Here is a 24,627-nt window from a genome sequence, read left to right as displayed (position 1 = left end):
ATTTTTTTTCGTTGATCGTTTTTAGAACGTTAGTAAACAAATCGCTAGAATTGAAATGGATGACATCTCTTTTGAATAAGGGATAAACTTTTTCAGGGCTTTTTAGTTCTTCTTCAATTTGCTCAATATGTTTAACTACTTTATCTGTCGGTTCAGCAATATAGTTATTAGGAACTAACTTCTTGTGCACCATAACGTTTCTAAGATCCGCAAAAATCTGTAAATCATTTTTATATTTTTTTACCGCTGGATTACGGTATTCATTTTCATCTAGTAGTCGATAGAAAGGTTTTTTATGTTCATCTTCATTATCTAAAAAACTAAGATAGTTATGAATCCTATTGAAACTTGCTATAAAACGTTCTGCATTATTCATTGTTCTCTCCTTTGAATAGCATTATTTTCGATACATATTAAAGAACTCACGTCCATATAATACGAAGGATAACGTTAAGAAAAAGCCAGTAATGCTCATTAAACTAATGGCTGCAGGCTGTCCAATTGAAGGAAACGCCACCATAAATGTCATACATGCATAAAAAGCAGCTGTAGATATTTTGCCAAACCATTTTGCTCCATCAAGTTTTTTACCTTGTCGATAGAGAAGAATGTCATTTATCGCCATGAAAAGTTCTTTTGCTACGAAAAGAGTAACAATGATCCACATTTTTTCATAGCGAAACATTAAACAAATGATAACAGCGACTTGAGTAAGTTTATCAGCAATAGGATCAAGCAGTTTTCCTACTTCTGTTATTTGATTAAATTTTCGCGCAATTATTCCGTCCAACAGATCTGTTAATCCCGAAAAAACAATAATCATACCAGATATAAGATAATCTCTCTCATCAGTTGCTGTAAGGTAGTGGACCATAAAAACAGGAATGAGCAGCAACCGTACATAAGATAAAATATTAGGGAGCGTAAAAAAATCCTTACCTCGTAATTTCAATTAACCTCACACCTCTCATCTAAGAATCTATCTAGTGGTTAAGTTAATCCTATCATTCTTACCACTACTTGGACTACTTTTATGTATTATTTTAAACCATTCTTGTAAAAAAAGACAACCTATTTACTGCTTTCATTCAGCGGCAAATAGATTGTCTTTTATCTGTTATCCATTTAAAAAAACTATTTTACTTCTCATCAAAATCGAATTCATCAATCGTATAAACCAAGTCTTCCATGTTTGAAGTGCTGAAGAAATTTTCTTCATTTTCTGGTGGGATATCCAAATAGATTGGCATTGCTGTGTCTGGTTCTAGAATACCAAAAGAGTCTTCGGTCAGGTTGTATTTAGCTTTGTCTAAAATAACGTCACCATTTACAGTGCTAAAACTGATTGTAACATCAATATTAGTCATTGCTACATCCATTCTGTTTACGATAATAAAGATAGCTTGCATTGCACCTGTTTCACCTAGATACATACCAGTAAAGTGAATGGCAACATCATTTTCAATACCGATTTCTTCTGATTCAGCCATTCTCATTTCTATTTCTTGCAATACCGAATCATTTTCTAATGTAAGATTTTGATCTAATTCCATTTTTTGCGGTACAAGTGGAATATCCATTTCTGTAGTTGTTGCACCTGAGTTGCTAGAATCTGTAATTGTTTCTTGTGTACTCATAATACTTGATGATTGAGAGGACATCTCTTCTGAAGACTCAGAAGACATTTCTGAACTCATCATTTCACTTGATGCACTAGTTGAACTCACTTCAGTAGAGGAACTTGTCTCACTTTCTCCTCCCATCAAATCACAACCTGCCAATACAACAACTGCTCCTAAAAGCGTCAATATTTTCTTCATTTTAATCATCCTTCCTTTTTTTATTCTTAATTATCAGATAAAGCCCTTTTTATTTCTCTTATAGATTTTTACTTATAATTCCTCATAAGTAAAATCATCTAACCAAATAGATAAATTCTCATTTGTAATTGAAAAGAATAGATCCACTTTGTCTTTTGGAACAGTCATCGTGAGAGGAAGAACAGCATTTGGTTCTAAAGGACCAAAAATTTCTTCTGCCACTAACGATTCATTTTGATCCCATACCATTTCTCCATCTTTATTGCCGTAATTTAATTTGTAATGTATATTTTTTAACGTTAATTCTGTTTTATTTATAACAAAGAAGTAAGCCAATGTATTCCCATCAACTTCATCATACACGCCAGAATACATCACGGTTACATCGTTATCAAATCCCATGTCAGGATTTTCTGAAACCAATTGTTCAAATTGAGCCATTAATGGATTATTGTCTAATGTTTGACCTTTATCAGCATTCTCTTTAGGAATAACAAATGATAAATCAGCGCCCTTTGTTTGCTTTTGTTCTGTAGACGTGTCAGAAGAAATTGATGTTTCAGATTTATTAGCCTCTTCGTAATCAAATGAGTTGATCTCTTCTACCACTTGAGTAGATTCCATATTTTTCAAGAGATCTTCTTTAGTAGAATCAACCACTAAATACATCGGCATAACTGCATTTGGTTCTAAGATTCCAAAACTTTCTTCGGTCAACTTAAATGCATGTTCATCAAAAACCAATTCATTTTCTGATTTTCCAAAGGTATACGTAAAACGAATATTTTTCATTGCGGTATCTGTTCGATTAATAATAAAAAATATACCTGCAAGATTAGGAGATTCACCAAAAGTTTCCCCAGTATAGATAACGGTTACATCATCCTCGTAACCCATATCTGGATTTTGTTTTACATAATCATCTAGCAATGCCAGAGTAGCGTCTGTTTCAATAGTTAACCCATTTTTAATCTCATCTGCTTGCGGGACTAATTTCAGCTCATCCGAGACAGTCTCCTTCATTTCTTCTGAGGACGATTGTATGGATATAGAAGTTTCTTTTTCTCCAATAGAACTTTCAGGTTCACTTGATTCTTCTCCATTAGAAACAATGGAACCAGCACTTTCAGAAGTAGACGTAATTCCTTCAGTTATTTTTTCAGCTAATTGTCCAACATCACACCCTGCCAATACAACAACAAAAACGAGTAGAAAGCCCAACTTTTTCATCTTTCTCTACTCCTTTCTTAAGTACTTATTAGCAATATAAACTAGCTTTTTGCTAAAAACACATACCCTCCGTTTCATTTAAATAAATTTTTAACTCAAAAATATAGAAAGAATTATACTGCATCTTTATAACTTATTATTGCTACTTTTATTGTATCCTATAAACCTGTATTCACAAAAAGATATACCTTGAATAGGTTATTTTATAAAAAAAGATTAGAAAATAACTGAGTTTATCTTCAACTCCTTTATTTTCTAATCCTTTAGTTTTATAGATAATTAAAAGTCAACATCATCTAATTGTCTGCCTTCGTAATCTTCATTATACTTTTCATCTTGATTATCCTTTTCATGATAGTCAGGATGAAAAGGATCGAAGGTATCTCCATCCGTCAATGTACGATAAAAAACTTGTTGAGCTGTTCTTCGATAAGGTTCGATGTAAAATGACAGTACAAGAGCTAGAAATACGAATACTAAAAACAATAAAAGAAAACCAATAATAATGGCAATTCCTTCATTCGGTCCAGCATCTAGTCTAGCTTCAATCGTTTGGACACTCCCAAACAGGATTAATGCATATACAAGAAATGGAACAATATACAGCCAAATAAATGAAAGCTGCAGTAAAAAGAACGACCATTTTTTGCCTTTCATCATTTTGCGGCTTTGATCTAATGCATCCATGATGCTAATTGTAGGGTTGTCTCTCATGATGTTCAATGCTTGACTATAACTATAACTTTTAATGATTCCTGGTATAATAAATAATAAAGACCACAGCATGATTAAAATAGACATAACAATAATCAAGCCTGTCGTTTTAAAAATACGTTCTTTTCTAAATGTTTGAAACATTCCCTCAATAGATAGTTTAGCACCGTCTATTCTATCTAAGATATTCCATGCATACCCAGCATACATCAAAGATGAAATTAACCCTACAAGGGTACTGATAAGTAGGGACAATAAACTGGCTGTAATAGTTGGTTCTGCCATTACTGTTGAGTCATAAACATTTCCTTCTATAACAGATTCAATCATTGTAAACGAGCTGCCTGCTCCTATTACAGTTAATATACCTTGACTAATGACACTTGTTAAAACAGAAATAATAATTAAATTTAAAATAGCAACTTTCCAATTTCCTTTTAACAGCTTTTTTGCTGTTTTTTTTATTTCACGTCTCTTCATATTAAACTCCTCCTTTTTTAACCTAACCCTTAATTTATCATAACCGAAAGTAAGCTTCTTAACAATAATTATCCATTTAACGGCAAGTTAATTTCTCGAAAAAAAAGGTTGATCAGAAAATCTGATCAACCTTTTTTCTTTATACAGTCCATTTTTCGTAATCGTCATTTTCCATTGACTCAACCATTCCAAGTAAATAGCCATTTCCCACCTGTGAGAAAAAATCATGGTTAGATGTACCAGTAGAAATTCCATTCATAATAACTGGATCCACATCATTAGCCGTATCAGGGAATAAAGGATCAAAACCTAAATTTTGAAGAGCTTTGTTAGCGTTGTATCTCAGAAAAACTTTTACACGTTCCGTCCAACCGATTTCATCATACAGATACTCTGCGTATTTCACTTCATTTTGATACAACTTAAACAATAAGTCATATGTCCAATTTTTCAACTCTTCTTTTTCATTATCGGGTAATTGATTATACGCAATTTGAAATTTATATCCGATATATGTTCCATGAACAGATTCATCGCGTAAAATCAATTTAATGATTTCAGCCACATTTGGCAATTTATTGTTTCCTAAATAATGCAACGGAGCAAAAAATCCTGAGTAGAATAAGAAAGACTCCAACATTACGCTGGCAACTTTTCGTTGCAAGTCAGTTCCAGTATGGTAAATCTCATTGATCGTACCAGCTTTTATTTGCAGCAATTCATTCGTATTTGTCCATTGAAAAATTTCATCGATTTCCATTTTGCTATTTAACGTACTAAAAATCGCGCTGTAACTTTTCGCATGCATGGATTCCATAAATTGGATATTGTTGTAAACAGCTTCTTCGTGTTGTGTTCGAATCGATTGTTTCAAAGATTGAACACCATCTTGTGATTGAAGAGTGTCTAGCAGGGTTAAGCCTCCAAAAACTTTCCCTACCATATCTTTTTCATTTTTTGGAAGTCGAGCCCAATCATCTAAGTCATTTGATAACGGAATTCGAGTATCAGTCCAAAATTGCTCAACTAATTTTTCCCATGTTAGTTTGTCGATCATGTCTTCGATATTATTCCAGTTAATTGCTTTATAGTTCGTTGTCATTCTTGTTCTCTCCTTTTAAATGGTGCAGCTTTCACAAGCATTTGAACCAATTTCTTCTGAATTTTCCGTAAACGTACGAACGTAATAAATAGATTTAACACCTTTTTTCCAAGCATAATGACGTAAAATATTTAAGTCACGTGTTGTTTGTTTGGTTGTGCGTCCATTTTTCCATTCATACAACCCTTCAGGAATTTCAGAGCGTAAGAAGAGAGTTAAACTCATACCTTGATCGATATGCTTTTGAGCTGCTGCATAAACATCAATAACTTTACGCATGTCCATATCATAAGCAGACAAGTAGTAAGGCATCGTTTCATTGGATAAGAAAGGAGCAGGATAATAGGTTTTACCAGTCTTTTTCTCTTGACGTTCTTCAATTAAACGTGTAATTGGGTGTAAACTAGATGATGTTTCATTTACATAACTAATTGAACCCGTTGGCGCTACAGCTAAACGATTTTGGTGGTATAACCCATCTTTCATCACTGCTTCTCTTAAAGCTGCCCAGTCTTCTACAGAAGGTACATGTATCCCTTCAAATAACTGTTGAACTTTTTTACTCTTAAAGGCAAAATTTTCGTTAATATAGTGATCAAAATAAGTGCCATCTGCATAAGCAGATTTTTCAAAGTTATAAAAAGTTGTCCCTCTTTCTTTAGCAACTTTATTACTAGAAGCCAAAGTATAATAATTTAATAACTTAAAGTACACATCTGTAAATTCAACGGATTCTGGTGAGCCATAATGAATTTGATTCAAAGCTAAGAAAGTGTGTAATCCCATTGCTCCTAATCCAATCGTATGGTATTTATCGTTCCCATTTTTAATGGAAGGTACTGCATCAATGCTGGATTGATCCGTAACCATGGTTAATGCACGCACCATCGTATCGATCGATTGTCCAAAATTAGGCGATTTCATTAGGTTCACAATATTAGTTGAACCAAGGTTACAGCTGATATCCGTTCCTAAATGCTCATAAGTTTGATCATTATTAATTAATGATGGTTCTTGGATTTGTAAAATTTCACTACACAAGTTACTCATTGTAATAGTTCCGTATACTGGGTTTGCACGATTCGCAGTATCGATATTAATGATATAAGGATAACCAGATTCCTGTTGAAGTTTAGAAATCTCATTTTCTAATTCACGAGCACTGATTTTTGATTTACGGATTTCTTCATTATTCACCATATTATCGTACTCTTTAGTAATATCAATATAAGCAAATGGTTCTCCGTAAATTCGTTCTACATCATATGGACTAAAAAGATACATTTGTTCATCATGAGCAGCTAATTCATAAAATTTATCCGGTACGACTAAACCAAGAGAAAGTGTTTTTACACGAATTTTTTCATCCGCATTCTCTTTCTTTGTCGAAAGGAATGATACGATATCTGGATGAAAAACATTTAAATAGACCGCTCCTGCTCCATTTCGTTGTCCAAGCTGATTAGAATAACTAAAACTGTCTTCTAATAATTTCATTACAGGTACAACTCCGCTTGAAGCATTGTCGATTTTTTTGATTGGATCTCCAGAAGCACGTAAATTAGATAAATTCACACCAACTCCGCCACCGATACGAGACAATTGCAACGCACTGTTCACTACACGGCCAATACTGTTCATATCATCCGTTGCTTGGATCAAGAAACAAGAAACCAGTTCTCCACGTCTCTTACGACCTGCATTCAGGAATGTTGGCGTAGCAGGTTGATAACGTTGATTTACGATTTCATCCGCAAGTTTGCGAGCTAATTCAGTATCCCCATCAGCTAAATATAACGCATTGAATACGATTCGATCTTCATAGCGTTCTAAGAAACGTTGTCCATCATTCGTTTTCAAAGCATATTGTGTATAAAATTTAAAAGCTGACATAAATGAGCGGAATCTAAATTTCCGACTGTAAATATCATCAAATAATGAATGGATGAATTCTCTTTCGTATTTCAATAAAAACTCTTCTTCTATATACTCTTCTTTAATTAGATAGTTCAATTTTTCTTCAAGTGTATAAAAGAAAACGGTATTTGGATTAACATGCTCCAAAAAGTAAGCTCGTACCGCTTCACGATCTTTATTTAAAGGAATCTTTCCATCCACAGGTCTATTCAATTCATTGTTTAATTTAAAATACGTAACCTCTTTTGGTTTTGAGGCTAATTTAGGTTTATCCAATATCATTCACCACTTTCTTTAATTGTGCAACATCTTCCTCATTGCCTTGAAACTCAAAGGTATGTAATAAGGGTACTTGATAATCGTGAGCCAGATCTTTTGCCGTAAAAGCGAATAATTTACCAAAATTCAAATTCCCACCACCAGCTACCCCTTTTAAATACCTTTTATTATCAGCTGTTTCAATAAAATCGTTTAATAATTCAGTTGCTTCTTTATCATACGTTGGTGCAACAATAATGAACGGTTCTTCTAAAACAATATATGGATTCGTTGGCGTCAATTCCAACAAATCCATACTGAGTTTGTTAACAAACTTTCTAGTCTGGCCGGTTAAACTAATATAAACGACTTTCATGCTAATTGATCAAGGAGATCAGGGCGGAATCCATTAAAGGCTTCATGTCCTTCTATAGAAATAACAGGAACAGAGCTAAACCCAAGTTCTTTAACTTCATTTAAAGCTTCTTCTGATTCAAAGATATCTTTTACCTCGTAAGAAATACCTTTATCTTCTAAATATTTTTTAGTGAAATTACATTGCATACAGTTTGGTTTAGAGTAAACAATAATCGTTTTTTGCGTCATAGGTCATTCTCCTTAATAATTCATTTTTAAGTTCGTTTTCATCTATTTCTCTATTCGTATTCTACACTTATTCTCTCTCACTGGCAAATAAAAAAACCACTATATCTAGTGGTTTTCCTATTGACATATTCATTTTTTCCTATATGTGGTATTTGTCATTCATGCTTGTGAACAATAAACAGTTGAGAAACCTACATTTATTTGTCTCCAAACCTTTCTTCGTGTAATTTTCACATTTGAAAAAAATCTAAAAAAACTTTTTTTATTTTTTTAATCCTCACGAAATCAATTTATTAAAGATTTTAGAATATTTTTACATTTTTTTGAATAATACTGTATACATCTTTATTTGTTTCATTCGCTTATAATTAATTTTCCTTTTCTGAAAAGAAAAGAAAAATTTTCTATTTTCAACATTAAAAAAAAGTTAGAAAAGCTGAGTAGTCAACTTTTCTAACTTATCAATTTATGTCTCAGGAGAGATTCGAACTCCCGACCGTCCGCTTAGAAGGCGGATGCTCTATCCAACTGAGCTACTGAGACATGTCCTAGCAACAAAATTAATTATATGTAATAATGAATAAAAAGTCAACACTTTTTGCCAATAAATTTTAAATTTAAGAAAGAATGTTATTTTAATCAGTTGAATTTAATAAATACACCCTTTACAATAATTATTAAACAAGTTAGGGAGGTTTTAAAATGGGGTTAATTGGTGGTCTTTTAGGAAACGCCGGGAACATCAGCGAGAATGAGGCTCGAAAAAAACTATCAGGTGTCATTTTGGATACTGAAGAAATCGATTTAGCGTTTAAATTGGTTCGTGATTTAATTATTTTTACCAATAAGCGTTTAATTGTCATTGATAAACAAGGTGTCACAGGTAAAAAAACGACTTATCATTCTTTGCCATATAAGTCGATCAGTCGCTTTTTGGTTGAAACAACCGGCCATTTTGACTTAGATGCTGAATTGAAGATCTTTATTTCCAGTGCTGTTGAACCAGCTATTACGTTGCAGTTTACAAATGATAAACACATTACAGCAATTCAACAAGCTTTGGCACTAGCTGTACTCTAAACCAAGTAAAAAAGAAGAGAGTGAGACAAAAAGCGTTTAGACCCGAATCACTGGAACGAATAAGCGCAGTATGGTCATCGACCATCGAGCATTGTTCGCGAAGTGGACGTCGGGTCTGCTTTTTGGAGCACGTTTTAGAATGAATATTCGTATAAAAAGAGGAGGCTAGGATTTTTGTCCCGGCCTCTTCTTTTCTTTTTAATACAATTTCAAGTATTGTTCTCTTTCCCATTCAGTCACTTGCTCACGAAAAGCAGCCCATTCGATTTTTTTAGCATTGACAAAGTTTTCATAAATATGATCACCCAAACCAGCTTTAATCGTATTGTCTTTTGCTAAGTATCCTAAAGCTTCATGCAATGTTCCAGGTAAATCATAAATCCCATTTTCATAACGATCTTTTTCGCTCATTACATAAATATTGCGGTTGATAGGTACTGGAGCTTCCATTTTATTTTTCACACCATCTAACCCAGCTTTCAAGAGAACTGCCATCGCTAAATATGGATTTGCACTAGGGTCGACACTTCGTAATTCAACACGAGTAGACATTCCCCTTGATTGCGGTACACGAATTAGTGGTGAGCGATTACGGCCGCTCCATGCAATATATACAGGCGCTTCATATCCGGGTACAAGACGTTTGTATGAATTTACAGTAGGGTTAACGATTGCTGTAAATGCTTTTGCGTGATCTAAAATACCAGCTAAAAATTGACGTGCTGTATCACTTAGTTCCATATCCCCATCTTTATCGTAAAAAGCATTACCTTCTTTTGTAAATAAAGATAAGTTGAAATGCATTCCAGATCCATTGACTCCATATAATGGTTTAGGCATAAACGTAGCATGTAAACCATGTTTACGAGCGACAGTTTTTACAATCAATTTAAATGTTTGAATGTTATCGCATGCTTCGATCGCACTTGCATATTTCCAGTCGATCTCATGTTGTCCTGGTGCAACTTCATGGTGACTAGCCTCGATTTCAAAACCAAGATCTTCTAATTGCAATACGATATCGCGACGGCAATTTTCACCTAAATCTGTTGGAGCTAAATCAAAATAGCCTCCATCGTCATTCAACTCTAAAGTGGGCTCATTTTTTTCGTCTAATTTAAAAAGGAAAAATTCAGGTTCAGGTCCTAAATTAAACTCAGTAAACCCAAGTTCTTCCATTTCTTTCAAAGTACGCTTCAAGTTAGAACGAGGATCTCCAGCAAATGGTGTACCATCTGGATTGTATACGTCACAAATCAGACGAGCGATTTTACCAGAACCTTCAGTCGTTTCCCATGGGAAAATCAACCAAGTATCTAAATCCGGTCTCAAATACATATCGCTTTCTTCTATCCGTACAAATCCTTCGATTGAAGAGCCATCAAACATTAACTCATTATCCAATACTTTTTTCAGTTGACTAATGGGTACCTCAACATTTTTAATTACACCTAAAATATCAGTAAACATTAATCGCAAGAAACGGACATTTCCTTTTTTTGACGCCTCTTCAATTTCTTTTCTCATAAACTTAGCCATACATTTTTTTCTTCCCTTCTCTTAGCAACTTTTTAGTTTGTTATTACCCTATTCGATTTTGATTAAGAAACGAATTTGCCGTTTTAGCACTTAATCCACTTACCGCTAGAAATTCATCATGCAAGATTTTTCTTACGTCATCATCTGTCATAACTTTATTTACTTCTTGTTCTCTAGCTTTTTCTTTATTCTCCTGCAGCTCATAAATGCGTTTGATACCCGCCATATTGATTCCATCTGATAAATAATCTTTAATCTCAAGAAGAACATCAATATCATTTAAAGAATACATTCGGCGATTTCCTTCATTCCGCAAAGGATGGATTAGATCCTGTTCTTCATAGTAGCGAATCTGTCGTGCAGTTAAATCTGTTAGTTTCATAACTGTACCAATCGGAAAAACCGACCTTGAACGTCTAAGTTCTTTCTCACTCATTTAAGTCCTCCTTTCGATTACTTTTATAGAATAGCAGTCTTTTTTTTCTCTGTCAACAAAAAAATGCATCTTATGTCAGAAAATCTAACACGTCAAAACGAACGTTTCATTTTTTAATCATTCATTTGTTCCGATTAAAAACTCAAAATTGAACTATACCAATTGTATTAGAACGAAAAAAAACCCCAATGGACAGTAAAATTGTCCATTGGGGTTTTTCATTTTGGTCTATTTTTTAATATAAGGTTAGATATTTTTCTTTTTCCCATTCAGAAACTTGTTCACGATAAGCAGCCCACTCTACATGTTTAGCACTGACAAAACTTCTATAGATATGTTCACCCAAAGCTTCTTGAACGACTTTATCTTCTTGCAAGTATTTAACAGCATTATGCAAAGTAGATGGAAGATCTTTGATGCCTTTTTTGTATCGTTCTTCTGAAGACATACGATAGATATTGCGATCTATTGGTTTAGGTACTTCCATTTCTTTTTTCACTCCATCTAGTCCTGAATACAACAATGTTGCAACGGCTAAATAAGGATTAGCACTAGGATCAACACTCCGCAATTCAATACGAGTAGAAACTCCTCTTGAGCTTGGAATACGCACAAGTGGTGAGCGATTACGAGCACTCCATGCGATATAAACAGGTGCTTCGTATCCTGGAATCAATCGTTTATAAGAGTTTACAGTCGGATTACAGATAGCCGTATATCCTAAAGCATGATCCAATATACCTGCTAAGAAATGATAAGCCGTTTTACTTAAACCAAGTTCATCTTCTTCATTACAAAGAACATTGCCCTGATTGTTAAATAAAGACATGTTAAAATGCATTCCAGAACCACTTACACCAAACATTGGTTTAGGCATGAATGTCGCATGCAAACCATGTTTGCGGGCAACTGTTTTTACGATTAGTTTAAACGTTTGGATATTGTCACATGCTTCTATGGCACTTGCATATTTCCAGTCTATCTCATGCTGACCGGGAGCTGTTTCATGATGACTAGCTTCAATTTCAAAACCTAATTCTTCTAGTTGCAACACAATATCACGGCGACAGTTTTCGCCTAAATCCGTTGGAGCAAAATCGAAATACCCGCCATTATCATTTAATTCAGTCGTTGGTTTTCCATTTTCGTCTAATTTAAATAAGAAAAATTCGGGTTCGGGTCCTAAATTAAACTCTGTAAAGCCTTGTTCTTCCATTTGTTTTAGAACACGCTTCAAGTTGTTTCTAGGATCTCCAGCAAATGGTGTACCGTCCGGATTATAAATATCACAAATCAAACGAGCAATTTTTCCGTTTTCAGATTCCCAAGGGAAAATTAACCACGTTGATAAATCTGGGCACAAAATCATGTCGCTTTCTTCAATTCTTACAAAACCATCAATGGAAGAGCCATCAAACATCATTTTATTGTCCATGACTTTTTCTAGTTGACTAATAGGCACCTCAACATTTTTAATGATTCCATCTATATCCGTAAACATCAATCGTAAATACCGAACATTTTCTTCTTTTGCACTTATTTCGATTTCTTTCCTTGTAAATTTTTTCATTTTGTATTTATTTTCTCCCTTTTATTAGACATTTTTTTAGTAATCATTACCTTATTTTAATATAAAAAAGTTTAAAAGAAACGCGAAGGGCCTTTTGTATCAATTCCTCTTAAAGCTAGAAACTCGTCTTGTAAGATTCGCCGGACGTCATCGTCTGTCAAAGCAGAACGCTCATCGTTTTCCTCTTCATTTTCTTTCAATTCATAAATACGCTTAATACCTGCCATATTGATTCCTTCGGCTAAGTAATCTTTTATTTCAAGCAGCACGTCTATGTCATTTAACGAGTACATTCTTCTATTTCCTTCATTCCGTTCAGGACAAATCAGCTTCTGTTCTTCATAATAACGAATTTGACGGGCTGTTAGATCGGTCAAAGTCATTACTGTTCCAATTGGAAATACAGACATGGAACGCCTTAGCTCTTTCTCGTTCATGAGGGTCCTCCCATCCAGCTCTATTACTACAGTAACAAGGTCAATTAAATTTGTCAAAAATCTTACATCATTTAGTGAATATTCTAATGTGCTTCACTGCACAGCTGGTTTTCTTTTTTTCTATCCTTGAAAAAACAGTTCTTCTACAGCTGAACTCACTGCTAACTTAACATGCTCATACGTTAGCCCGCCTTGAACATACAGCGTGTATGGGGGACGGATCGGACCATCTGCTGTTAATTCCATGCTGGAACCTTGTATAAATGTTCCTGCCGCCATAATCACATCATCTTCATAACCAGGCATGTAAGCACCTATTGGAGAAACATGTGCATTAATTGGAGAATATTTTTGGATCGTTTGTGCAAATTTAATCATTTTTTCTTTATCATTCAAAGAAATCATTTGAATAAGGTCTGTTCGCTCATCATCCCACTTGGGTGTACTTTCTATGCCACAAGCTTCTAAAAGAGCAGCTGTGTATACAGCGCCTTTTACTGCTTCTCCAACCGTATGCGAAGACATGAAAAAGCCCTGATACATTTCTTGAAGGCTGTATAAAGAAGCACCTGCCTCTCTTCCTATTCCTGGTGTTGTTAACCGGTAGCCGCAAGCTTCAATCAATTCTAATTTCCCAACAATGTAACCACCTGTTTTAGCCAATCCGCCACCTGGATTTTTGATTAATGATCCTGCCATCAAATCCGCCCCAACTTCAATCGGTTCTTGTTCTTCAACAAACTCGCCATAACAATTATCGACAAAAATGATGACCTCAGGATTGACTGCTTTGACAAATTGAATCATTTCTTTTATTTGACGAATCGTAAATGAAGGTCTGCTTGCGTATCCTCTAGAACGTTGGATAGCGACCATTTTAGTTTTTGCCGTCATTTTTTCTTTTATGGCATCAAAATCTGGTTTTCCGTCTGCCAATAAATCAACTTGATCAAAACCCATTTGGTATTCTTTAAATGAGCCAATGCCGTTTCCAGTCACTCCAACAATTTCAAGCAACGTGTCATAAGGAGCACCAGAGATGTACAATAAATCATCTCCAGGGCGCATAACACCAAATAAGGCTGTTGAGATAGCATGTGTTCCAGAAATAATTTGAGGGCGGACTAATCCTGCTTCTGCTCCAAAAACTTCTGCATATACTTCTTCTAATGTATCTCTCCCGAAATCATCGTATCCGTATCCAGTCGTAGGATTAAAATGTTGTTCCGTAACTTTTTTATTTCTAAAGCTTTGCATGACCTTATTTTGATTGAATAAGGCTATTTCATGTATGCGGTCATGAATCGGTTTTATTTTTTCTTCCACTACTTTTATTTTTTCAATTAATTCTGGTGCATAATGACTGTTCCAACTCATGACGTTTGATTCTCTCCATTCCATTTAGACTCTGCTTTCGCGTAGCCTTTAACAATATAAACATTTTTTTCTTCATCGTATTCTTCTGAGATCACTAATGTTTCTCTTTTCAAGCGTACCAATTTTTCTCCTTGATCTACGTTGATTTCAAGACGATAAGAAACCATCAATTCCTTCATTTTATCCATGATAACGGACAGTAAGTGATCAATGTCTTCAGGATCATTCGCTGAAATCACCACATTAGGAAAAAGAGAGGGGTAAAAAGCATCTTCGACTAGATCTTTTTTATTATATACCGTTAACATCGGTATTTTTGCCATGTCCAGTTCTTTCAACAATTGCATAACCGTTTGTTCATGTCCTGACAAGTTCTCCGCAGAAGCATCAACGACATGCAAGAGAAGATCAACACCTTTTGTTTCTTCTAGAGTCGATTTGAACGATTCAATTAGTTGTGTAGGCAAATCTTGTATAAAACCAACGGTATCGGTAAGCGTCACTGTCATTCCGCTAGGCAGCAGCAATTGACGCGTCAAAGGATCTAGTGTTGCAAATAATTGATTTTCTTCATACGTATCTGCTTGAGTTAACTTATTTAATAACGTTGATTTCCCAGCATTTGTATATCCCATTAAACCAATTTGAAACGTGCCGCTTTCTTTACGTTGTTCACGAGTTCGACTGCGGTGCTTTTCTGTTTCTGTTAAATCACGTTTAATATCTGTGATTTGATCACGGATGTGTCGACGATCGGTTTCTAATTTTGTTTCCCCTGGACCACGTGTTCCAATCCCCCCACCTAGTCGAGACAAGTTAACCCCTTGACCAGCTAAACGAGGTAGTAAATACTGCAACTGAGCTAATTCAACTTGTAATTTACCTTCTTTACTTTTAGCACGCATGGCAAAGATGTCTAAAATCAATTGGATTCGGTCAATGACTTTCACTTCATCCATTAAAACTTTTTGAATATTTCTTGTTTGTCCAGGTGTCAGCCCTTGGTTGAAAATAACCGTATCTGCTTCTAACTCATCTACTAAAGCAACCAATTCTTCCATCTTGCCTTTACCTAAAAAGGTACGTGAATCTACTCGTTCTCTTTTTTGAGTTAGTTCTCCAACTACTTCACCTAGAGCCGTTTCCGTCAATTGTTCTAATTCTCTCAAAGAATATTCAAAATCCAGGTTACTTTCATTAGTTTGAACTCCTACAAGGATAACGCGTTCGACTGTTTCAGCGGTTTCTTTTGTTTCCATTACGTTCACCTTCTATTCTAGTATTTTAAACACATTGTACACACTATTTTTCTAAAAATGCTTGGACTTCTTCTACTACTTGTTGTTCTTTCTCAGGATGACTCACTAAATCAACCCACTCCACATTTTCCAATCGGTTTTTAAACCAAGTAAGTTGGCGTTTAGCATACCGTCTTGAATTTTGCTGGATGGCCTCTTTTGCTTCTTGTAAGGTAATCTTATTTTCAAGATATGGAAACAATTCTTTATAACCGATTCCTTTTGCAGCTTGTGCATCGGGCAATTGTTGTTCATATAACCATTTTACTTCTTCAATCAAACCCTTTTCAAACATTTGCTCTACACGAAGGTTGATTCGACTATATAACTCTTCTCGATCAGTTGTTAGACCAATAATTTTCGCATCATAAAGGAGCTCTTTTTCCTTACGTTCACTTTGATAACTAGAAAAAAGTTGACCGGTCACCTGATACACTTCAAGTGCTCGGATAATACGTCTGCGATTGTTAAAATGAATTTTTTCTGCAGCAGCTGGATCTATTTGATTTAATTGTTCCCACAAATAGCGATTTCCTTTTTCTACGGCTATCGCTTCTTGAGCTTCACGAAAAGCCTCATCATTTTCTCCGCTTCCACCAAACGTCACATCATACAATAAGGATTCGATGTATAAACCTGTACCCCCTACAATAATTGGTACTTTCCCTTTAACTGAAATATCTTCAATTAAAGACCGAGCTCTCTTTTGGAAATCAGAAACAGCATAAGGAGTCGTTACATCCACTTCATCAATGAGATGATGCGGTATTTCTCCTTGTTCTTCCTTAGATACTTTAGCTGTTCCAATAGTTAGATTGCGGTAAATTTGCATAGAATCTCCACTGATAATTTCTCCATTTAATTCCCGCGCTAAGGAGAGACTTAAACTTGTTTTCCCAACAGCTGTTGGTCCTACAATGATAATAATTTTTTTCTTTTCCACCTTATTCTCCTTCATACTGCCATTTATTTCTTATGTGAAGAGCTCTCTCAGGATAATCTGTGATAATACCTGCTACTTGTTTTTGTAAACAATATTGGATGTCCTCATTCTTATTAACTGTCCAAATGCGTACTGGAATTTCGGAGTTACGAATACCTTTAAACCAGCTTAGTTTCGGATGCCACATTCTAACAGGAATAGTTGGACTTAGAGAAGTAACATTTTCACCATTATTTTCAAATAGTAACGCTATTTTACAAGTAGGATCTACTTCTTTGAGTTGAACTAATGTTTCATAGTTAAAACTGGAATATTCTACACTAAATGACCAATCCTTTTCAGTTACAAAAGCCCATACTTTTTCTACGATTCCTGGGTAAGAATAATTATCTGTTTTTAATTCGATATTTACAAGGCCTTGATAGTCTACTTCTTCAAGTAAATTAAAAACTTCTTGAAGTGTTGGAATACAGCAATGACTGAATTCAGGAGAATACCAACTTCCGGCATCTAGTTGTTTTAGTTCGGTTAATGTTAAATTTTGAACGTTTCCTTTTCCATTCGTTGTACGTTCTACTGATTCATCATGGATAACAATTAGTTCATTGTCTAAACTTAAATGAATATCTAGCTCAATGCCATCGCTTCCCACTCGAACAGCTTCTCGAAATGCTTCTAATGTGTTCTCTGGATGTGTGCCTTTACTTCCTCGGTGAGCAATAATCTTTGTACGGTCCATAACTTACAATCCCTCCATCGCTTACATTCCTAATAATTATAGCATATTTCTATAATAAGCCCTATAGTCAGCTTTCTTCTCACATGAAACTGTCGTCTTTTCTCAAAAAGTAACGTACAATAGAAACTGTAGTAAGGAGGCAGGTAAATGTATTTAACCATCGAAGAAACCGCAGACTATTTAGAACTTTCAACGACTGATATTGTACGTCTTATTCGTGAAAAACAGATTCGTACTTTATCTGATGGCGAAACTATCTTGATTTATAAAGAACAATTCAATTTGTATTTGCGCGAAATTGAAAAATACAAAAAAGAATTACAAGAGTATTTAGATGAACCCATTCCAGAGGATATTGATATAAAGGATGAAGATTAACATAAAACAAGCTTAAGAGAAGTAGACCAAATGGCTATTTCTTGAGCTTGTTTTATTTTTTTCTTATTATTTTCTTTACTAAAGGAACGTATGTTCGTATAATGAGGGTAAGCTTATACGAAAGGATGCCGTTTGGTATGATCAAAATGGATTACTCAAAGGAACCTAGAAGAGATATCTTATGCATTGATGTGACCTCTTTTTTTGCTTCTGTCGAGTCCGTTAGACTTGGCCTCCACCCTTTAGCTTCATATGTTGTTGTGATGAGTAAAGCTGATCAAGATGGCGGACTAGTTTTAGCTGCTGCTCCTAGAGTAAAGAAAGAATATGGTATTAAAACAGGATCAAGACGATATGAGATTCCTAAACATTCCTTTATTCAGATCGTTGAACCTCACATGACTTTGTATTTAAAAGTCAATGCTATGATTAACGCTATCTTTTTGGAATTCGTAGCAGAAACAGATTTGCATCTTTATAGTATTGATGAGTCTTTTTTAGATGTCACCGCTTCGCATGCCTTATATGGTTCTACAAAAGAGATTGCTTTAAAGATCCAAACGACGATCTGGCAACGACTTCGTTTGTTTGTGACGATTGGCATCGGAGATAATCCGCTCATGGCAAAATTAGCCTTAGATAATGCTGCAAAAAAAGAAAAAAACGGCATTGCAGAATGGCATTATAAAGATGTTCCCGAAACCCTTTGGAAAATTCAACCTATTACAGAAATGTGGGGTATTGGATCGCGCACGGCTTCAAATCTTTACCGTTTGGGGATTGATTCTGTTTATGACCTTTCACAATACTCTGTTCATTCCTTAAAAAAAATACATGGAACTATTGGAGAACAACTTTTTTATCATGCTCATGGTATTGATCAAAGTATTATCTCTCAGAAATACACTCCTCTATCTCGTTCATTTGGCAAGAGTCAAATATTAGATCGTGATTACATAGATGCATACGAAATTGAAGTAGTTATTCGAGAAATGGCTGATCAAGTTGCTGCTCGCCTGAGAAACCATCATGCTCAAACGGGTATGATCCATTTAACGATTCGTTTTTCTGGAGAAATTCTGGATAAAGGGTTCAATCAGCAACTAAAAATTTTCCCTACTTCTTCCAGTCAAAAAATCATTGAGACGTGTTTATTTCTTTTTAGAAAACACTACAATAATGAACCTGTTCGTCAATTAGCCATTAGTTGCGGAAAAATACACTACCAATCAGATTTACAATTGGATTTATTCGAATCAGCTGAACAGACCATTAGCCGTGAAGAACTAGAAAAAGTGATTGATCGCATTCGGTTTAAATATGGTTACACTTCCCTTGTACATGCTAGTAGTTTAACCTCAGGAGGAACAGCTATTAAACGCAGTGGCTTAGTCAGCGGACACCAGGGTTAAGTCATATTATAAGAAAAAGAGTTGAGACAAAATGTCTCAACTCTTTTTTACTCATTAATGAGCTGTTTTAGTTTTTCCAGTCCAATCACGGTATCCACCTTTAAGGTGATAAATATCTGTATGGCCCTCTTTACGTAAACGAAGCGCAGCACGTAAACTTAGCGCTTTATTATGATCATAAAGATAAATAGGTTGATCTTTTCTTATTTCAACGCTGCGTGTTTTAAAAGTTGAAAAAGGAATGTTTCTAGCTCCTAAAATGTGCCCTGCATCAAAGTCCTTCTTTTCGCGGACATCAATTAATTGAACTTTACGCATTTCTTTTTTAAACTCTTCTTCTGTTAGTTCCACAGATGCGTTTTTACGTTTGAAATAACTGTAAATTTCGTAACCTGCCCATACTATAATAATAATCCATAAAACTGCATTAATAATTTGACCTATATTCACTTCTTGTGTACCCCTTTCAACTTGTTCTACAGGGATAATTGTACACAAGAATCGTTTGTTTTACTAGCTTTTTTTATATAAGACCTTTTTAACTCTCGTTACTGACTCTAATTAGGCATACTAATTAAGGAATAGATTTTTTGTTGTTCAATATCTATAATACTTTCAAATCGCCAACCATATAAACTATATTTCCCATTATGAGCCATTGAGATTGGCGCATTGTCTGGGAGATCAATAATCGGCTTAATGGTCTTATTCTCAAAATCCAACTCTCCAAACTCAAATTCCCCAGTTTCAAGTTCCAATTGTGCCGCTTCTTTTGCAAATACTCCATAGACAGGTGTGTTTCTTGCAGCCTGACTTAAGTAAGGAAAAACAAGACGATTATTCATGGTCACTTTGGGAATAGACATGAAAGATTGATCAACCATAAATGGATACTGATAACTTAGAAGCAACTCATCTTCAGCAAAGTCTGAAGGTGTAAATGTAATGAATGTATCATCATGTATAAAAAAGCTTGAAACTTGACTCTTTAATCGCAGTGTTTCGTTTGTCCGAATATCTCCCATGTAAAGCTCACCCGTTTCAAGAGAGAAATCCTCTTTATTATCTACATATAAATATAGATTAGCTGAATACCACAAGGGCGTTAATGAAGCAGATGGTATAGAAACAATCTCGTTAGTCTCTGTATTCCAATCACCAACTACCATATTAGAATCGGATTGGTAGTATGAAATAAAGATATGGTGTTGATCTGCTGGATTCCAGTTCACATTAACAAAGCCTTTCGTTTCTAAAGGCAATGTTTGAACAACTGCACCGCTCCTATCAATTACTCTTAACTCCCCACCATTTTCGCTAGCAACTTGAATCACTATCTGTTGTTGATTTTCTGAAATAATAGCTGTTAAAATAATCGATCCGGCTTCATAAATAGGCTCAGTTTCTCCTGTGAAAATATTAAAAAGAGATAATGTATCATTATTTACTTCGCCTGAATGAATCAATACTTCTTCATTAGACATCCATCCAATCACTTTTCTAAAACTTTCATATTCAATAGGAATTTCTTTATAAGACAATGGCTTTTTTTCAGACACAGTTGGTTTATTATCTTGATTTTTGTTGCAACTCAATAAAAATAAGGAAGCAGAAAAAAGCAAAATAGCTAAACTAAACATCATATATTTTTTCTTTTTCCTTTTCATCTCATCACCTTATTTTTTTGATTAATTGACATCGTATGGTTACTTGCTAGTACCATTCCAAAAACTTTCATCTAAAGTATAGCATATGCTATGCCGTTTCACACTTTATTAGCCTACTTCACCTTACTAGAGATAACTAAATGAAATCATTTGGAACACTAAAAAAAGAACTACGATACCATTTAAAAATGGAATATCTGGGTTCTTTTTTGCACTCATCTTGAGCAATGATTACTTCTTTTTAAATTGGTATATAAGTGCGCCTTTTAAATTAAATAGTTAATACCAATCAAATGCTACTTTTCTTTCCAATTCTAAGTTAATATTCTTTGCTTTTATTTCTTTTTCGAATTGTTCTAATGAATCATATTCGACAACTTCTCTGGTGCCTCTATTAACTATTAAATAATACACATCTGAATAAACATCCAGATCATCTTTTTTGCTAGAAGCAATAATATAATCATTATTCCAATTTAATTTAACAATACTGTCCGCAAATTCAATATGTATTTCTTCATTTTCATATTGGAGTACTGAAAATGATGCAGACATTGATTGAACACTATAATAGTCATCTATCCCTATTTCATGAGCAGTAGAGGAAGTTCCAGATGCACGATAACGATTGTCAGGGTTTGTTGAAAGGACTTCCCGACCGAAGATCAAAATAAAAGGCAATAAGATTACTAAAAGAAATACTACTGACAATAAACTTTTTTTGGTCATTTTACTTTCTCTTCGAATTTAAGGATAGGCTTAGCTCTTTTTTTTGACATCATTACATAACCTCTATTCATTAGTTTATATATCTTAACCATTATTCAATTTAAAAGATTCATTAGATTGTTTAGCCTTCTAAATCTGATTTGCGAAGAAGACAATAACCTAGAATAATTAAAGTATAGCCAAAAATGATTTCTTTGTTTAATACCGCCAAAATAGCACCACAAAAAGTAAAGATCGATACAATCTGATAACAATTTTTTTTACTTATTTTTTTCATTATACTATCTCCCATAGCCATTCTTCTAACCAAATAATTCATAATCAAATTATCTATCTCATCTCATAAAATTAAAAGAACGTGTTGGTTTACATAGTAGCAACCAATGGGTGCTACTATGCAACTAATGGTTTATAGCCAACACTCTTCCCTTTTCGTATGATAGAGATAAGAAATAAATAAGGAAGAAGGCAATTGGCATTAGGAGAAAAGTTGAAGGAAAGCAGAACCAATAATTTAAACAAAATAGAACTAATTGAATGATAAAAGGAGTTACTATAAAAATGGAAAAAACTAAATTAATTCGGTTTAAAGAAGGATTTTTATATGCGTTACTCTTTATGGGATTTAATGGACTAAAAGAACTTATTTTTGATTATGTAGAAACGAGTCAGCTTTTTCGTGAATTCAGCCACGCACCCAAGGAAGTAATTGGAGTAGTTGCCATTACTATTTTAGGATTATGGATAGTGCTTGGTTTACTAATTGGATTCGGTTTAATTGTTTCAGATACCTTGAAAAGATGACGGTCTTAAACTTTTACACAACTATTGTTTCACGCTGCATTGATGTTAAAAACGAGTTAATAGAGAATGAATTATCCCAATCTCCACATGTATTTTACTCATGTCAAGACTGCCTAGCTCTTTTAATTTAGCAGAAAGAAGGAAATCAAATTGTCAGATAAAATTAAAAAATTTCTTAAAACACTTGGTCAATCCTATTTATTATTTGCGGGAATGCTTATAGGCACTAAATTTATTATTATGTTGAACAATAAAGACACTATAAAAAATACATTTACTTCAGAATTTTTTTATAGTTTCATTTGGGCTATTCCATTATTAACTATCATTGTAATGATTAAAGTAGTTGTTAAGAACTACATAAAAAAATAAACTATTTACTTTCTACTAAACAATGTTTTATCAATATATAATAGGAGTTTTGCTGATGATCTATTTATTAATGACAGTAGTGCTAGTTTTAGGAGGACTAACGTATCTTCAAGCGACAGAAATAAACAAATTAAAGAGTCTCTTTTCATATAATCAATCTAAAATGATTAAAGATGCCTTAGAATATTTAAAAGTAATGAATGAAATACAAACTATTAAAAATATTAGACAGGACTATTATCCTATCGATTTAGTTCAAGCGAAAAAAATAGTTGAAAAAGCTAAATCACGTAAATAAACAATGCTTAAAGTATTTCCATTGAAAATAAACTAAAAATAGGAGAACAACAATGAAAAAATTACTAATTACATTTCAATTTTTATCTTTTATAGTTCTAGGAATATCATTAATAGGATTTCTATTAGTTTCCCCCTCTATACTTGCAGTTGGTACAGATAAGTTTGATTTAGGCAGATGGTTAGACGCCGATATCTTTTTAGTTAAGTTTGGGTTAATCTTTTTTGTAATTGGTTTGCTCTTCCATCTAATTGCGCTTATTTTCAGTTTACGGTTAAAAAGTAATTAGGATTAAATATAAGGTTGAGCGTGTTACCTATATTAATTACTATAGAAGCAATAAAAAAAGAATTAATTTATACTATATACAAGAATTCACTAATTTAGGAGGGGTTTTTTGAATAAAGAAATTTTTAAACAACCAAATTTTTACCTAGCTCTATTTAACTTTTTTATAGGACTTTTATTTATTTTTCAAGAAGGATCTGTTGCAAGAACAGCTAGTTATATTTTCCAACTAAACTTTATATTCAATATGTATATTATAAATAGTACAAAAAAAAATAAACACTAATATTTCAAAAAGGGTGAAGAAATCAATAATGGTTGGACGTTGCAACTCATTTAAAGGCCCTCTTCTCTCATAAAAATGATATATGATTTTATGGAAACTACTTTGTTTAGTTCTATGTACTATTATAAATAAACAATTAAGTATCAGGAGGAGATAAAATGTTAATAATGCTTTTAGCAGTCATTGGTCTCGTTATCGTTGGTTGGAGTTGGTCTAAATTGGGTGGTATTACCGATTATTGGGTTGATCAAGGAAAAAAATGACAAATAATAAATCTTTTATTAGAACATATAAAAATTTATGCAACACCTGTCACAAAAAAGAGTTAGGATTAGTATCCTACTCTTTTTTTATAAACATGCCCTTCTCTATGTTCCCTAGTTCATCCTATGTCCATTTAAATTCCCCCTTGACAGACAGTTGTCGGTATTTATTTTATTACTTTTATGTTGTCTCTTATATGTGTGTATTAATTTATATAAAATTTATTAGCTGGAAAGCGACTAATCTTATCGAGTAAATATTCTTTAATTCACTCTAAGAGATAAATGGACAAAAGCATTTTCAAAAAAACTTTTCCATATAATTTGTCCTCTTTTTGTACCATTCACTAAAACGATTAGATCTTATTAAATCTATCTTGGATTGAAATAAAGGAGATACAGATCATTGTTTACTTTTTATTGCATTCATTAATTGAATTTTTAGTGAAATTCCTGCTTCTCTCTTAATCTTTATCATATTCCCAAATATATTGACCCCTATTTCTAATAAAACAAATAGGGCACTAAGAGCAATACCACTAGCGACTATATATTTTAACATTGGATTATCTCTCCTTATTGTC

29 protein-coding genes, 1 tRNA gene and 1 pseudogene are annotated in these 24,627 nt (G+C 33.8%); 8 read left to right on the top strand and 23 right to left on the bottom strand.

What is annotated here, in order from left to right; genetic code table 11:
* The 10 genes and pseudogenes from ABS911_RS08735 to ABS911_RS08690 all read right to left on the bottom strand — a co-directional run.
* Window positions 1-376 (bottom strand): annotated as a pseudogene (locus ABS911_RS08735) (CBS domain-containing protein); the annotation flags it as partial.
* A gap of 21 nt (window positions 377-397) precedes the next feature.
* Window positions 398-952 (bottom strand): CDP-alcohol phosphatidyltransferase family protein, encoded by a 555-nt coding sequence (locus ABS911_RS08730; protein WP_034536769.1) that lies wholly within the window; start codon window positions 950-952, stop codon window positions 398-400.
* Window positions 953-1,139: 187 nt separating this feature from the next.
* A complete protein-coding gene (locus tag ABS911_RS08725) occupies window positions 1,140-1,820 on the bottom strand; it encodes a lipoprotein (RefSeq protein WP_350467233.1) in 681 nt (226 codons plus the stop codon).
* A gap of 72 nt (window positions 1,821-1,892) precedes the next feature.
* Window positions 1,893-3,050, bottom strand: coding sequence for a hypothetical protein (locus tag ABS911_RS08720; RefSeq protein ID WP_350467232.1), 1,158 nt, complete (start codon window positions 3,048-3,050; stop codon window positions 1,893-1,895).
* Between the two features lie 279 nt (window positions 3,051-3,329).
* The gene (locus ABS911_RS08715) at window positions 3,330-4,244 is read right to left on the bottom strand and encodes a DUF975 family protein (RefSeq protein ID WP_350467231.1); all 915 of its coding nucleotides are present in this window, start codon (window positions 4,242-4,244) and stop codon (window positions 3,330-3,332) included.
* A 139-nt stretch (window positions 4,245-4,383) separates the two neighbouring features.
* The gene (gene nrdF, locus ABS911_RS08710) at window positions 4,384-5,346 is read right to left on the bottom strand and encodes a class 1b ribonucleoside-diphosphate reductase subunit beta (RefSeq protein ID WP_023178074.1); all 963 of its coding nucleotides are present in this window, start codon (window positions 5,344-5,346) and stop codon (window positions 4,384-4,386) included.
* Window positions 5,347-5,361: 15 nt separating this feature from the next.
* Window positions 5,362-7,545 (bottom strand): class 1b ribonucleoside-diphosphate reductase subunit alpha, encoded by a 2,184-nt coding sequence (nrdE, locus tag ABS911_RS08705; protein WP_350467230.1) that lies wholly within the window; start codon window positions 7,543-7,545, stop codon window positions 5,362-5,364.
* Window positions 7,532-7,897, bottom strand: coding sequence for a class Ib ribonucleoside-diphosphate reductase assembly flavoprotein NrdI (nrdI, locus tag ABS911_RS08700; RefSeq protein WP_023178076.1), 366 nt, complete (start codon window positions 7,895-7,897; stop codon window positions 7,532-7,534). The genes nrdE and nrdI overlap by 14 nt, the downstream gene beginning before the upstream one ends.
* Window positions 7,894-8,127, bottom strand: coding sequence for a glutaredoxin-like protein NrdH (nrdH, locus tag ABS911_RS08695; protein ID WP_023178077.1), 234 nt, complete (start codon window positions 8,125-8,127; stop codon window positions 7,894-7,896). Before nrdH ends, nrdI begins: the two co-directional genes overlap by 4 nt.
* Window positions 8,128-8,596: 469 nt before the next feature.
* Window positions 8,597-8,670, bottom strand: a tRNA-Arg gene (locus ABS911_RS08690).
* 159 nt (window positions 8,671-8,829) lie between these two features.
* Between ABS911_RS08690 and ABS911_RS08685 the strand changes: the two genes are divergently transcribed.
* Window positions 8,830-9,207, top strand: coding sequence for a PH domain-containing protein (locus ABS911_RS08685; RefSeq protein WP_023178078.1), 378 nt, complete (start codon window positions 8,830-8,832; stop codon window positions 9,205-9,207).
* A gap of 198 nt (window positions 9,208-9,405) precedes the next feature.
* Here ABS911_RS08685 and glnA (ABS911_RS08680) read toward each other — a convergent pair whose 3' ends face one another.
* The 8 genes from glnA (ABS911_RS08680) to ABS911_RS08645 all read right to left on the bottom strand — a co-directional run bounded on the left by glnA (ABS911_RS08680) (window position 9,406) and on the right by ABS911_RS08645 (window position 17,546).
* On the bottom strand, window positions 9,406-10,746 hold the full coding sequence (gene glnA / locus ABS911_RS08680; protein WP_023178079.1) for a type I glutamate--ammonia ligase: 1,341 nt from the start codon (window positions 10,744-10,746) through the stop codon (window positions 9,406-9,408).
* A gap of 43 nt (window positions 10,747-10,789) precedes the next feature.
* Entirely contained in the window at window positions 10,790-11,182 is a 393-nt protein-coding gene (locus ABS911_RS08675; protein ID WP_023178081.1) for a MerR family transcriptional regulator, read from the bottom strand.
* A gap of 235 nt (window positions 11,183-11,417) precedes the next feature.
* Window positions 11,418-12,752, bottom strand: a complete 1,335-nt coding sequence (gene glnA / locus ABS911_RS08670; RefSeq protein ID WP_023178082.1) for a type I glutamate--ammonia ligase — start codon at window positions 12,750-12,752, stop codon at window positions 11,418-11,420.
* Window positions 12,753-12,823: 71 nt separating this feature from the next.
* Window positions 12,824-13,189: a MerR family transcriptional regulator gene (locus ABS911_RS08665; protein WP_034536774.1), complete on the bottom strand. Its 366-nt coding sequence runs from the start codon at window positions 13,187-13,189 to the stop codon at window positions 12,824-12,826.
* Window positions 13,190-13,309: 120 nt separating this feature from the next.
* The gene (locus ABS911_RS08660) at window positions 13,310-14,566 is read right to left on the bottom strand and encodes a methionine gamma-lyase family protein (protein WP_350467234.1); all 1,257 of its coding nucleotides are present in this window, start codon (window positions 14,564-14,566) and stop codon (window positions 13,310-13,312) included.
* Window positions 14,563-15,825, bottom strand: a complete 1,263-nt coding sequence (hflX, locus tag ABS911_RS08655) for a GTPase HflX (protein WP_034536776.1) — start codon at window positions 15,823-15,825, stop codon at window positions 14,563-14,565. The genes ABS911_RS08660 and hflX overlap by 4 nt, the downstream gene beginning before the upstream one ends.
* Window positions 15,826-15,868: 43 nt before the next feature.
* Window positions 15,869-16,822: a tRNA (adenosine(37)-N6)-dimethylallyltransferase MiaA gene (gene miaA / locus ABS911_RS08650; RefSeq protein ID WP_350467229.1), complete on the bottom strand. Its 954-nt coding sequence runs from the start codon at window positions 16,820-16,822 to the stop codon at window positions 15,869-15,871.
* Complete coding sequence (locus ABS911_RS08645) at window positions 16,809-17,546, bottom strand: glycerophosphodiester phosphodiesterase (protein WP_034536778.1); 738 nt, start codon at window positions 17,544-17,546, stop codon at window positions 16,809-16,811. The genes miaA and ABS911_RS08645 overlap by 14 nt, the downstream gene beginning before the upstream one ends.
* A gap of 147 nt (window positions 17,547-17,693) precedes the next feature.
* On the opposite strand from ABS911_RS08645, the gene ABS911_RS08640 reads away from it, so the two are divergent.
* Both ABS911_RS08640 and ABS911_RS08635 read left to right on the top strand, forming a co-directional pair.
* The gene (locus tag ABS911_RS08640) at window positions 17,694-17,924 is read left to right on the top strand and encodes an excisionase family DNA-binding protein (RefSeq protein ID WP_034536779.1); all 231 of its coding nucleotides are present in this window, start codon (window positions 17,694-17,696) and stop codon (window positions 17,922-17,924) included.
* Between the two features lie 146 nt (window positions 17,925-18,070).
* On the top strand, window positions 18,071-19,336 hold the full coding sequence (locus ABS911_RS08635) for a Y-family DNA polymerase (RefSeq protein ID WP_350467228.1): 1,266 nt from the start codon (window positions 18,071-18,073) through the stop codon (window positions 19,334-19,336).
* A gap of 54 nt (window positions 19,337-19,390) precedes the next feature.
* Here ABS911_RS08635 and ABS911_RS08630 read toward each other — a convergent pair whose 3' ends face one another.
* The 4 genes from ABS911_RS08630 to ABS911_RS08615 all read right to left on the bottom strand — a co-directional run bounded on the left by ABS911_RS08630 (window position 19,391) and on the right by ABS911_RS08615 (window position 22,009).
* Window positions 19,391-19,786 carry a rhodanese-like domain-containing protein gene (locus tag ABS911_RS08630; RefSeq protein ID WP_023178096.1) on the bottom strand — a complete coding sequence of 132 codons (396 nt, stop codon included), beginning with the start codon at window positions 19,784-19,786 and terminating at the stop codon, window positions 19,391-19,393.
* Window positions 19,787-19,893: 107 nt separating this feature from the next.
* Entirely contained in the window at window positions 19,894-21,003 is a 1,110-nt protein-coding gene (locus ABS911_RS08625; RefSeq protein WP_350467227.1) for a YqgU-like beta propeller domain-containing protein, read from the bottom strand.
* 279 nt (window positions 21,004-21,282) lie between these two features.
* Entirely contained in the window at window positions 21,283-21,732 is a 450-nt protein-coding gene (locus ABS911_RS08620) for a DUF3997 domain-containing protein (RefSeq protein ID WP_350467226.1), read from the bottom strand.
* 121 nt (window positions 21,733-21,853) lie between these two features.
* Window positions 21,854-22,009: a hypothetical protein gene (locus ABS911_RS08615; protein WP_023178105.1), complete on the bottom strand. Its 156-nt coding sequence runs from the start codon at window positions 22,007-22,009 to the stop codon at window positions 21,854-21,856.
* Window positions 22,010-22,293: 284 nt separating this feature from the next.
* Between ABS911_RS08615 and ABS911_RS08610 the strand changes: the two genes are divergently transcribed.
* The 5 genes from ABS911_RS08610 (at window position 22,294) to ABS911_RS08590 (ending at window position 23,780) form a co-directional block, all read left to right on the top strand.
* Window positions 22,294-22,536 carry a hypothetical protein gene (locus tag ABS911_RS08610; RefSeq protein ID WP_251165967.1) on the top strand — a complete coding sequence of 81 codons (243 nt, stop codon included), beginning with the start codon at window positions 22,294-22,296 and terminating at the stop codon, window positions 22,534-22,536.
* 150 nt (window positions 22,537-22,686) lie between these two features.
* A complete protein-coding gene (locus ABS911_RS08605; RefSeq protein ID WP_341048029.1) occupies window positions 22,687-22,908 on the top strand; it encodes a hypothetical protein in 222 nt (73 codons plus the stop codon).
* 55 nt (window positions 22,909-22,963) lie between these two features.
* Window positions 22,964-23,206: a hypothetical protein gene (locus ABS911_RS08600; RefSeq protein WP_341048027.1), complete on the top strand. Its 243-nt coding sequence runs from the start codon at window positions 22,964-22,966 to the stop codon at window positions 23,204-23,206.
* Window positions 23,207-23,258: 52 nt separating this feature from the next.
* Window positions 23,259-23,495 (top strand): hypothetical protein, encoded by a 237-nt coding sequence (locus tag ABS911_RS08595; protein ID WP_350467225.1) that lies wholly within the window; start codon window positions 23,259-23,261, stop codon window positions 23,493-23,495.
* A 108-nt stretch (window positions 23,496-23,603) separates the two neighbouring features.
* Window positions 23,604-23,780, top strand: coding sequence for a hypothetical protein (locus ABS911_RS08590; RefSeq protein WP_023178115.1), 177 nt, complete (start codon window positions 23,604-23,606; stop codon window positions 23,778-23,780).
* A gap of 666 nt (window positions 23,781-24,446) precedes the next feature.
* Here the strand turns inward: ABS911_RS08590 and ABS911_RS08585 are convergent.
* The coding region (locus tag ABS911_RS08585) for a hypothetical protein (RefSeq protein ID WP_350467224.1) at window positions 24,447-24,627 on the bottom strand (181 nt) is incomplete at its 5' end.

It is taken from the genome of Carnobacterium sp. (genome assembly GCF_040274425.1).
The sequence above is the reverse complement of the archived record's forward strand: the minus strand, read 5'-3'. Positions and strand labels throughout refer to the sequence as shown.

Excerpts from the sequence above, each read along its gene's own strand:
- ABS911_RS08725 (WP_350467233.1), bottom strand. The coding sequence starts at position 1,820 with ATGAAGAAAATATTGACGCTTTTAGGAGCAGTTGTTGTATTGGCAGGT.
- ABS911_RS08720 (WP_350467232.1), bottom strand. The coding sequence starts at position 3,050 with ATGAAAAAGTTGGGCTTTCTACTCGTTTTTGTTGTTGTATTGGCAGGG.
- ABS911_RS08715 (WP_350467231.1), bottom strand. The coding sequence starts at position 4,244 with ATGAAGAGACGTGAAATAAAAAAAACAGCAAAAAAGCTGTTAAAAGGA.
- nrdF (WP_023178074.1), bottom strand. The coding sequence starts at position 5,346 with ATGACAACGAACTATAAAGCAATTAACTGGAATAATATCGAAGACATG.
- nrdE (WP_350467230.1), bottom strand. The coding sequence starts at position 7,545 with ATGATATTGGATAAACCTAAATTAGCCTCAAAACCAAAAGAGGTTACG.
- nrdI (WP_023178076.1), bottom strand. The coding sequence starts at position 7,897 with ATGAAAGTCGTTTATATTAGTTTAACCGGCCAGACTAGAAAGTTTGTT.
- nrdH (WP_023178077.1), bottom strand. The coding sequence starts at position 8,127 with ATGACGCAAAAAACGATTATTGTTTACTCTAAACCAAACTGTATGCAA.
- ABS911_RS08685 (WP_023178078.1), top strand. The coding sequence starts at position 8,830 with ATGGGGTTAATTGGTGGTCTTTTAGGAAACGCCGGGAACATCAGCGAG.
- glnA (WP_023178079.1), bottom strand. The coding sequence starts at position 10,746 with ATGGCTAAGTTTATGAGAAAAGAAATTGAAGAGGCGTCAAAAAAAGGA.
- ABS911_RS08675 (WP_023178081.1), bottom strand. The coding sequence starts at position 11,182 with ATGAGTGAGAAAGAACTTAGACGTTCAAGGTCGGTTTTTCCGATTGGT.
- glnA (WP_023178082.1), bottom strand. The coding sequence starts at position 12,752 with ATGAAAAAATTTACAAGGAAAGAAATCGAAATAAGTGCAAAAGAAGAA.
- ABS911_RS08665 (WP_034536774.1), bottom strand. The coding sequence starts at position 13,189 with ATGAACGAGAAAGAGCTAAGGCGTTCCATGTCTGTATTTCCAATTGGA.
- ABS911_RS08660 (WP_350467234.1), bottom strand. The coding sequence starts at position 14,566 with ATGAGTTGGAACAGTCATTATGCACCAGAATTAATTGAAAAAATAAAA.
- hflX (WP_034536776.1), bottom strand. The coding sequence starts at position 15,825 with ATGGAAACAAAAGAAACCGCTGAAACAGTCGAACGCGTTATCCTTGTA.
- miaA (WP_350467229.1), bottom strand. The coding sequence starts at position 16,822 with ATGAAGGAGAATAAGGTGGAAAAGAAAAAAATTATTATCATTGTAGGA.
- ABS911_RS08645 (WP_034536778.1), bottom strand. The coding sequence starts at position 17,546 with ATGGACCGTACAAAGATTATTGCTCACCGAGGAAGTAAAGGCACACAT.
- ABS911_RS08640 (WP_034536779.1), top strand. The coding sequence starts at position 17,694 with ATGTATTTAACCATCGAAGAAACCGCAGACTATTTAGAACTTTCAACG.
- ABS911_RS08635 (WP_350467228.1), top strand. The coding sequence starts at position 18,071 with ATGGATTACTCAAAGGAACCTAGAAGAGATATCTTATGCATTGATGTG.
- ABS911_RS08625 (WP_350467227.1), bottom strand. The coding sequence starts at position 21,003 with ATGAAAAGGAAAAAGAAAAAATATATGATGTTTAGTTTAGCTATTTTG.
- ABS911_RS08620 (WP_350467226.1), bottom strand. The coding sequence starts at position 21,732 with ATGACCAAAAAAAGTTTATTGTCAGTAGTATTTCTTTTAGTAATCTTA.
- ABS911_RS08615 (WP_023178105.1), bottom strand. The coding sequence starts at position 22,009 with ATGAAAAAAATAAGTAAAAAAAATTGTTATCAGATTGTATCGATCTTT.
- ABS911_RS08610 (WP_251165967.1), top strand. The coding sequence starts at position 22,294 with ATGGAAAAAACTAAATTAATTCGGTTTAAAGAAGGATTTTTATATGCG.
- ABS911_RS08600 (WP_341048027.1), top strand. The coding sequence starts at position 22,964 with ATGATCTATTTATTAATGACAGTAGTGCTAGTTTTAGGAGGACTAACG.
- ABS911_RS08595 (WP_350467225.1), top strand. The coding sequence starts at position 23,259 with ATGAAAAAATTACTAATTACATTTCAATTTTTATCTTTTATAGTTCTA.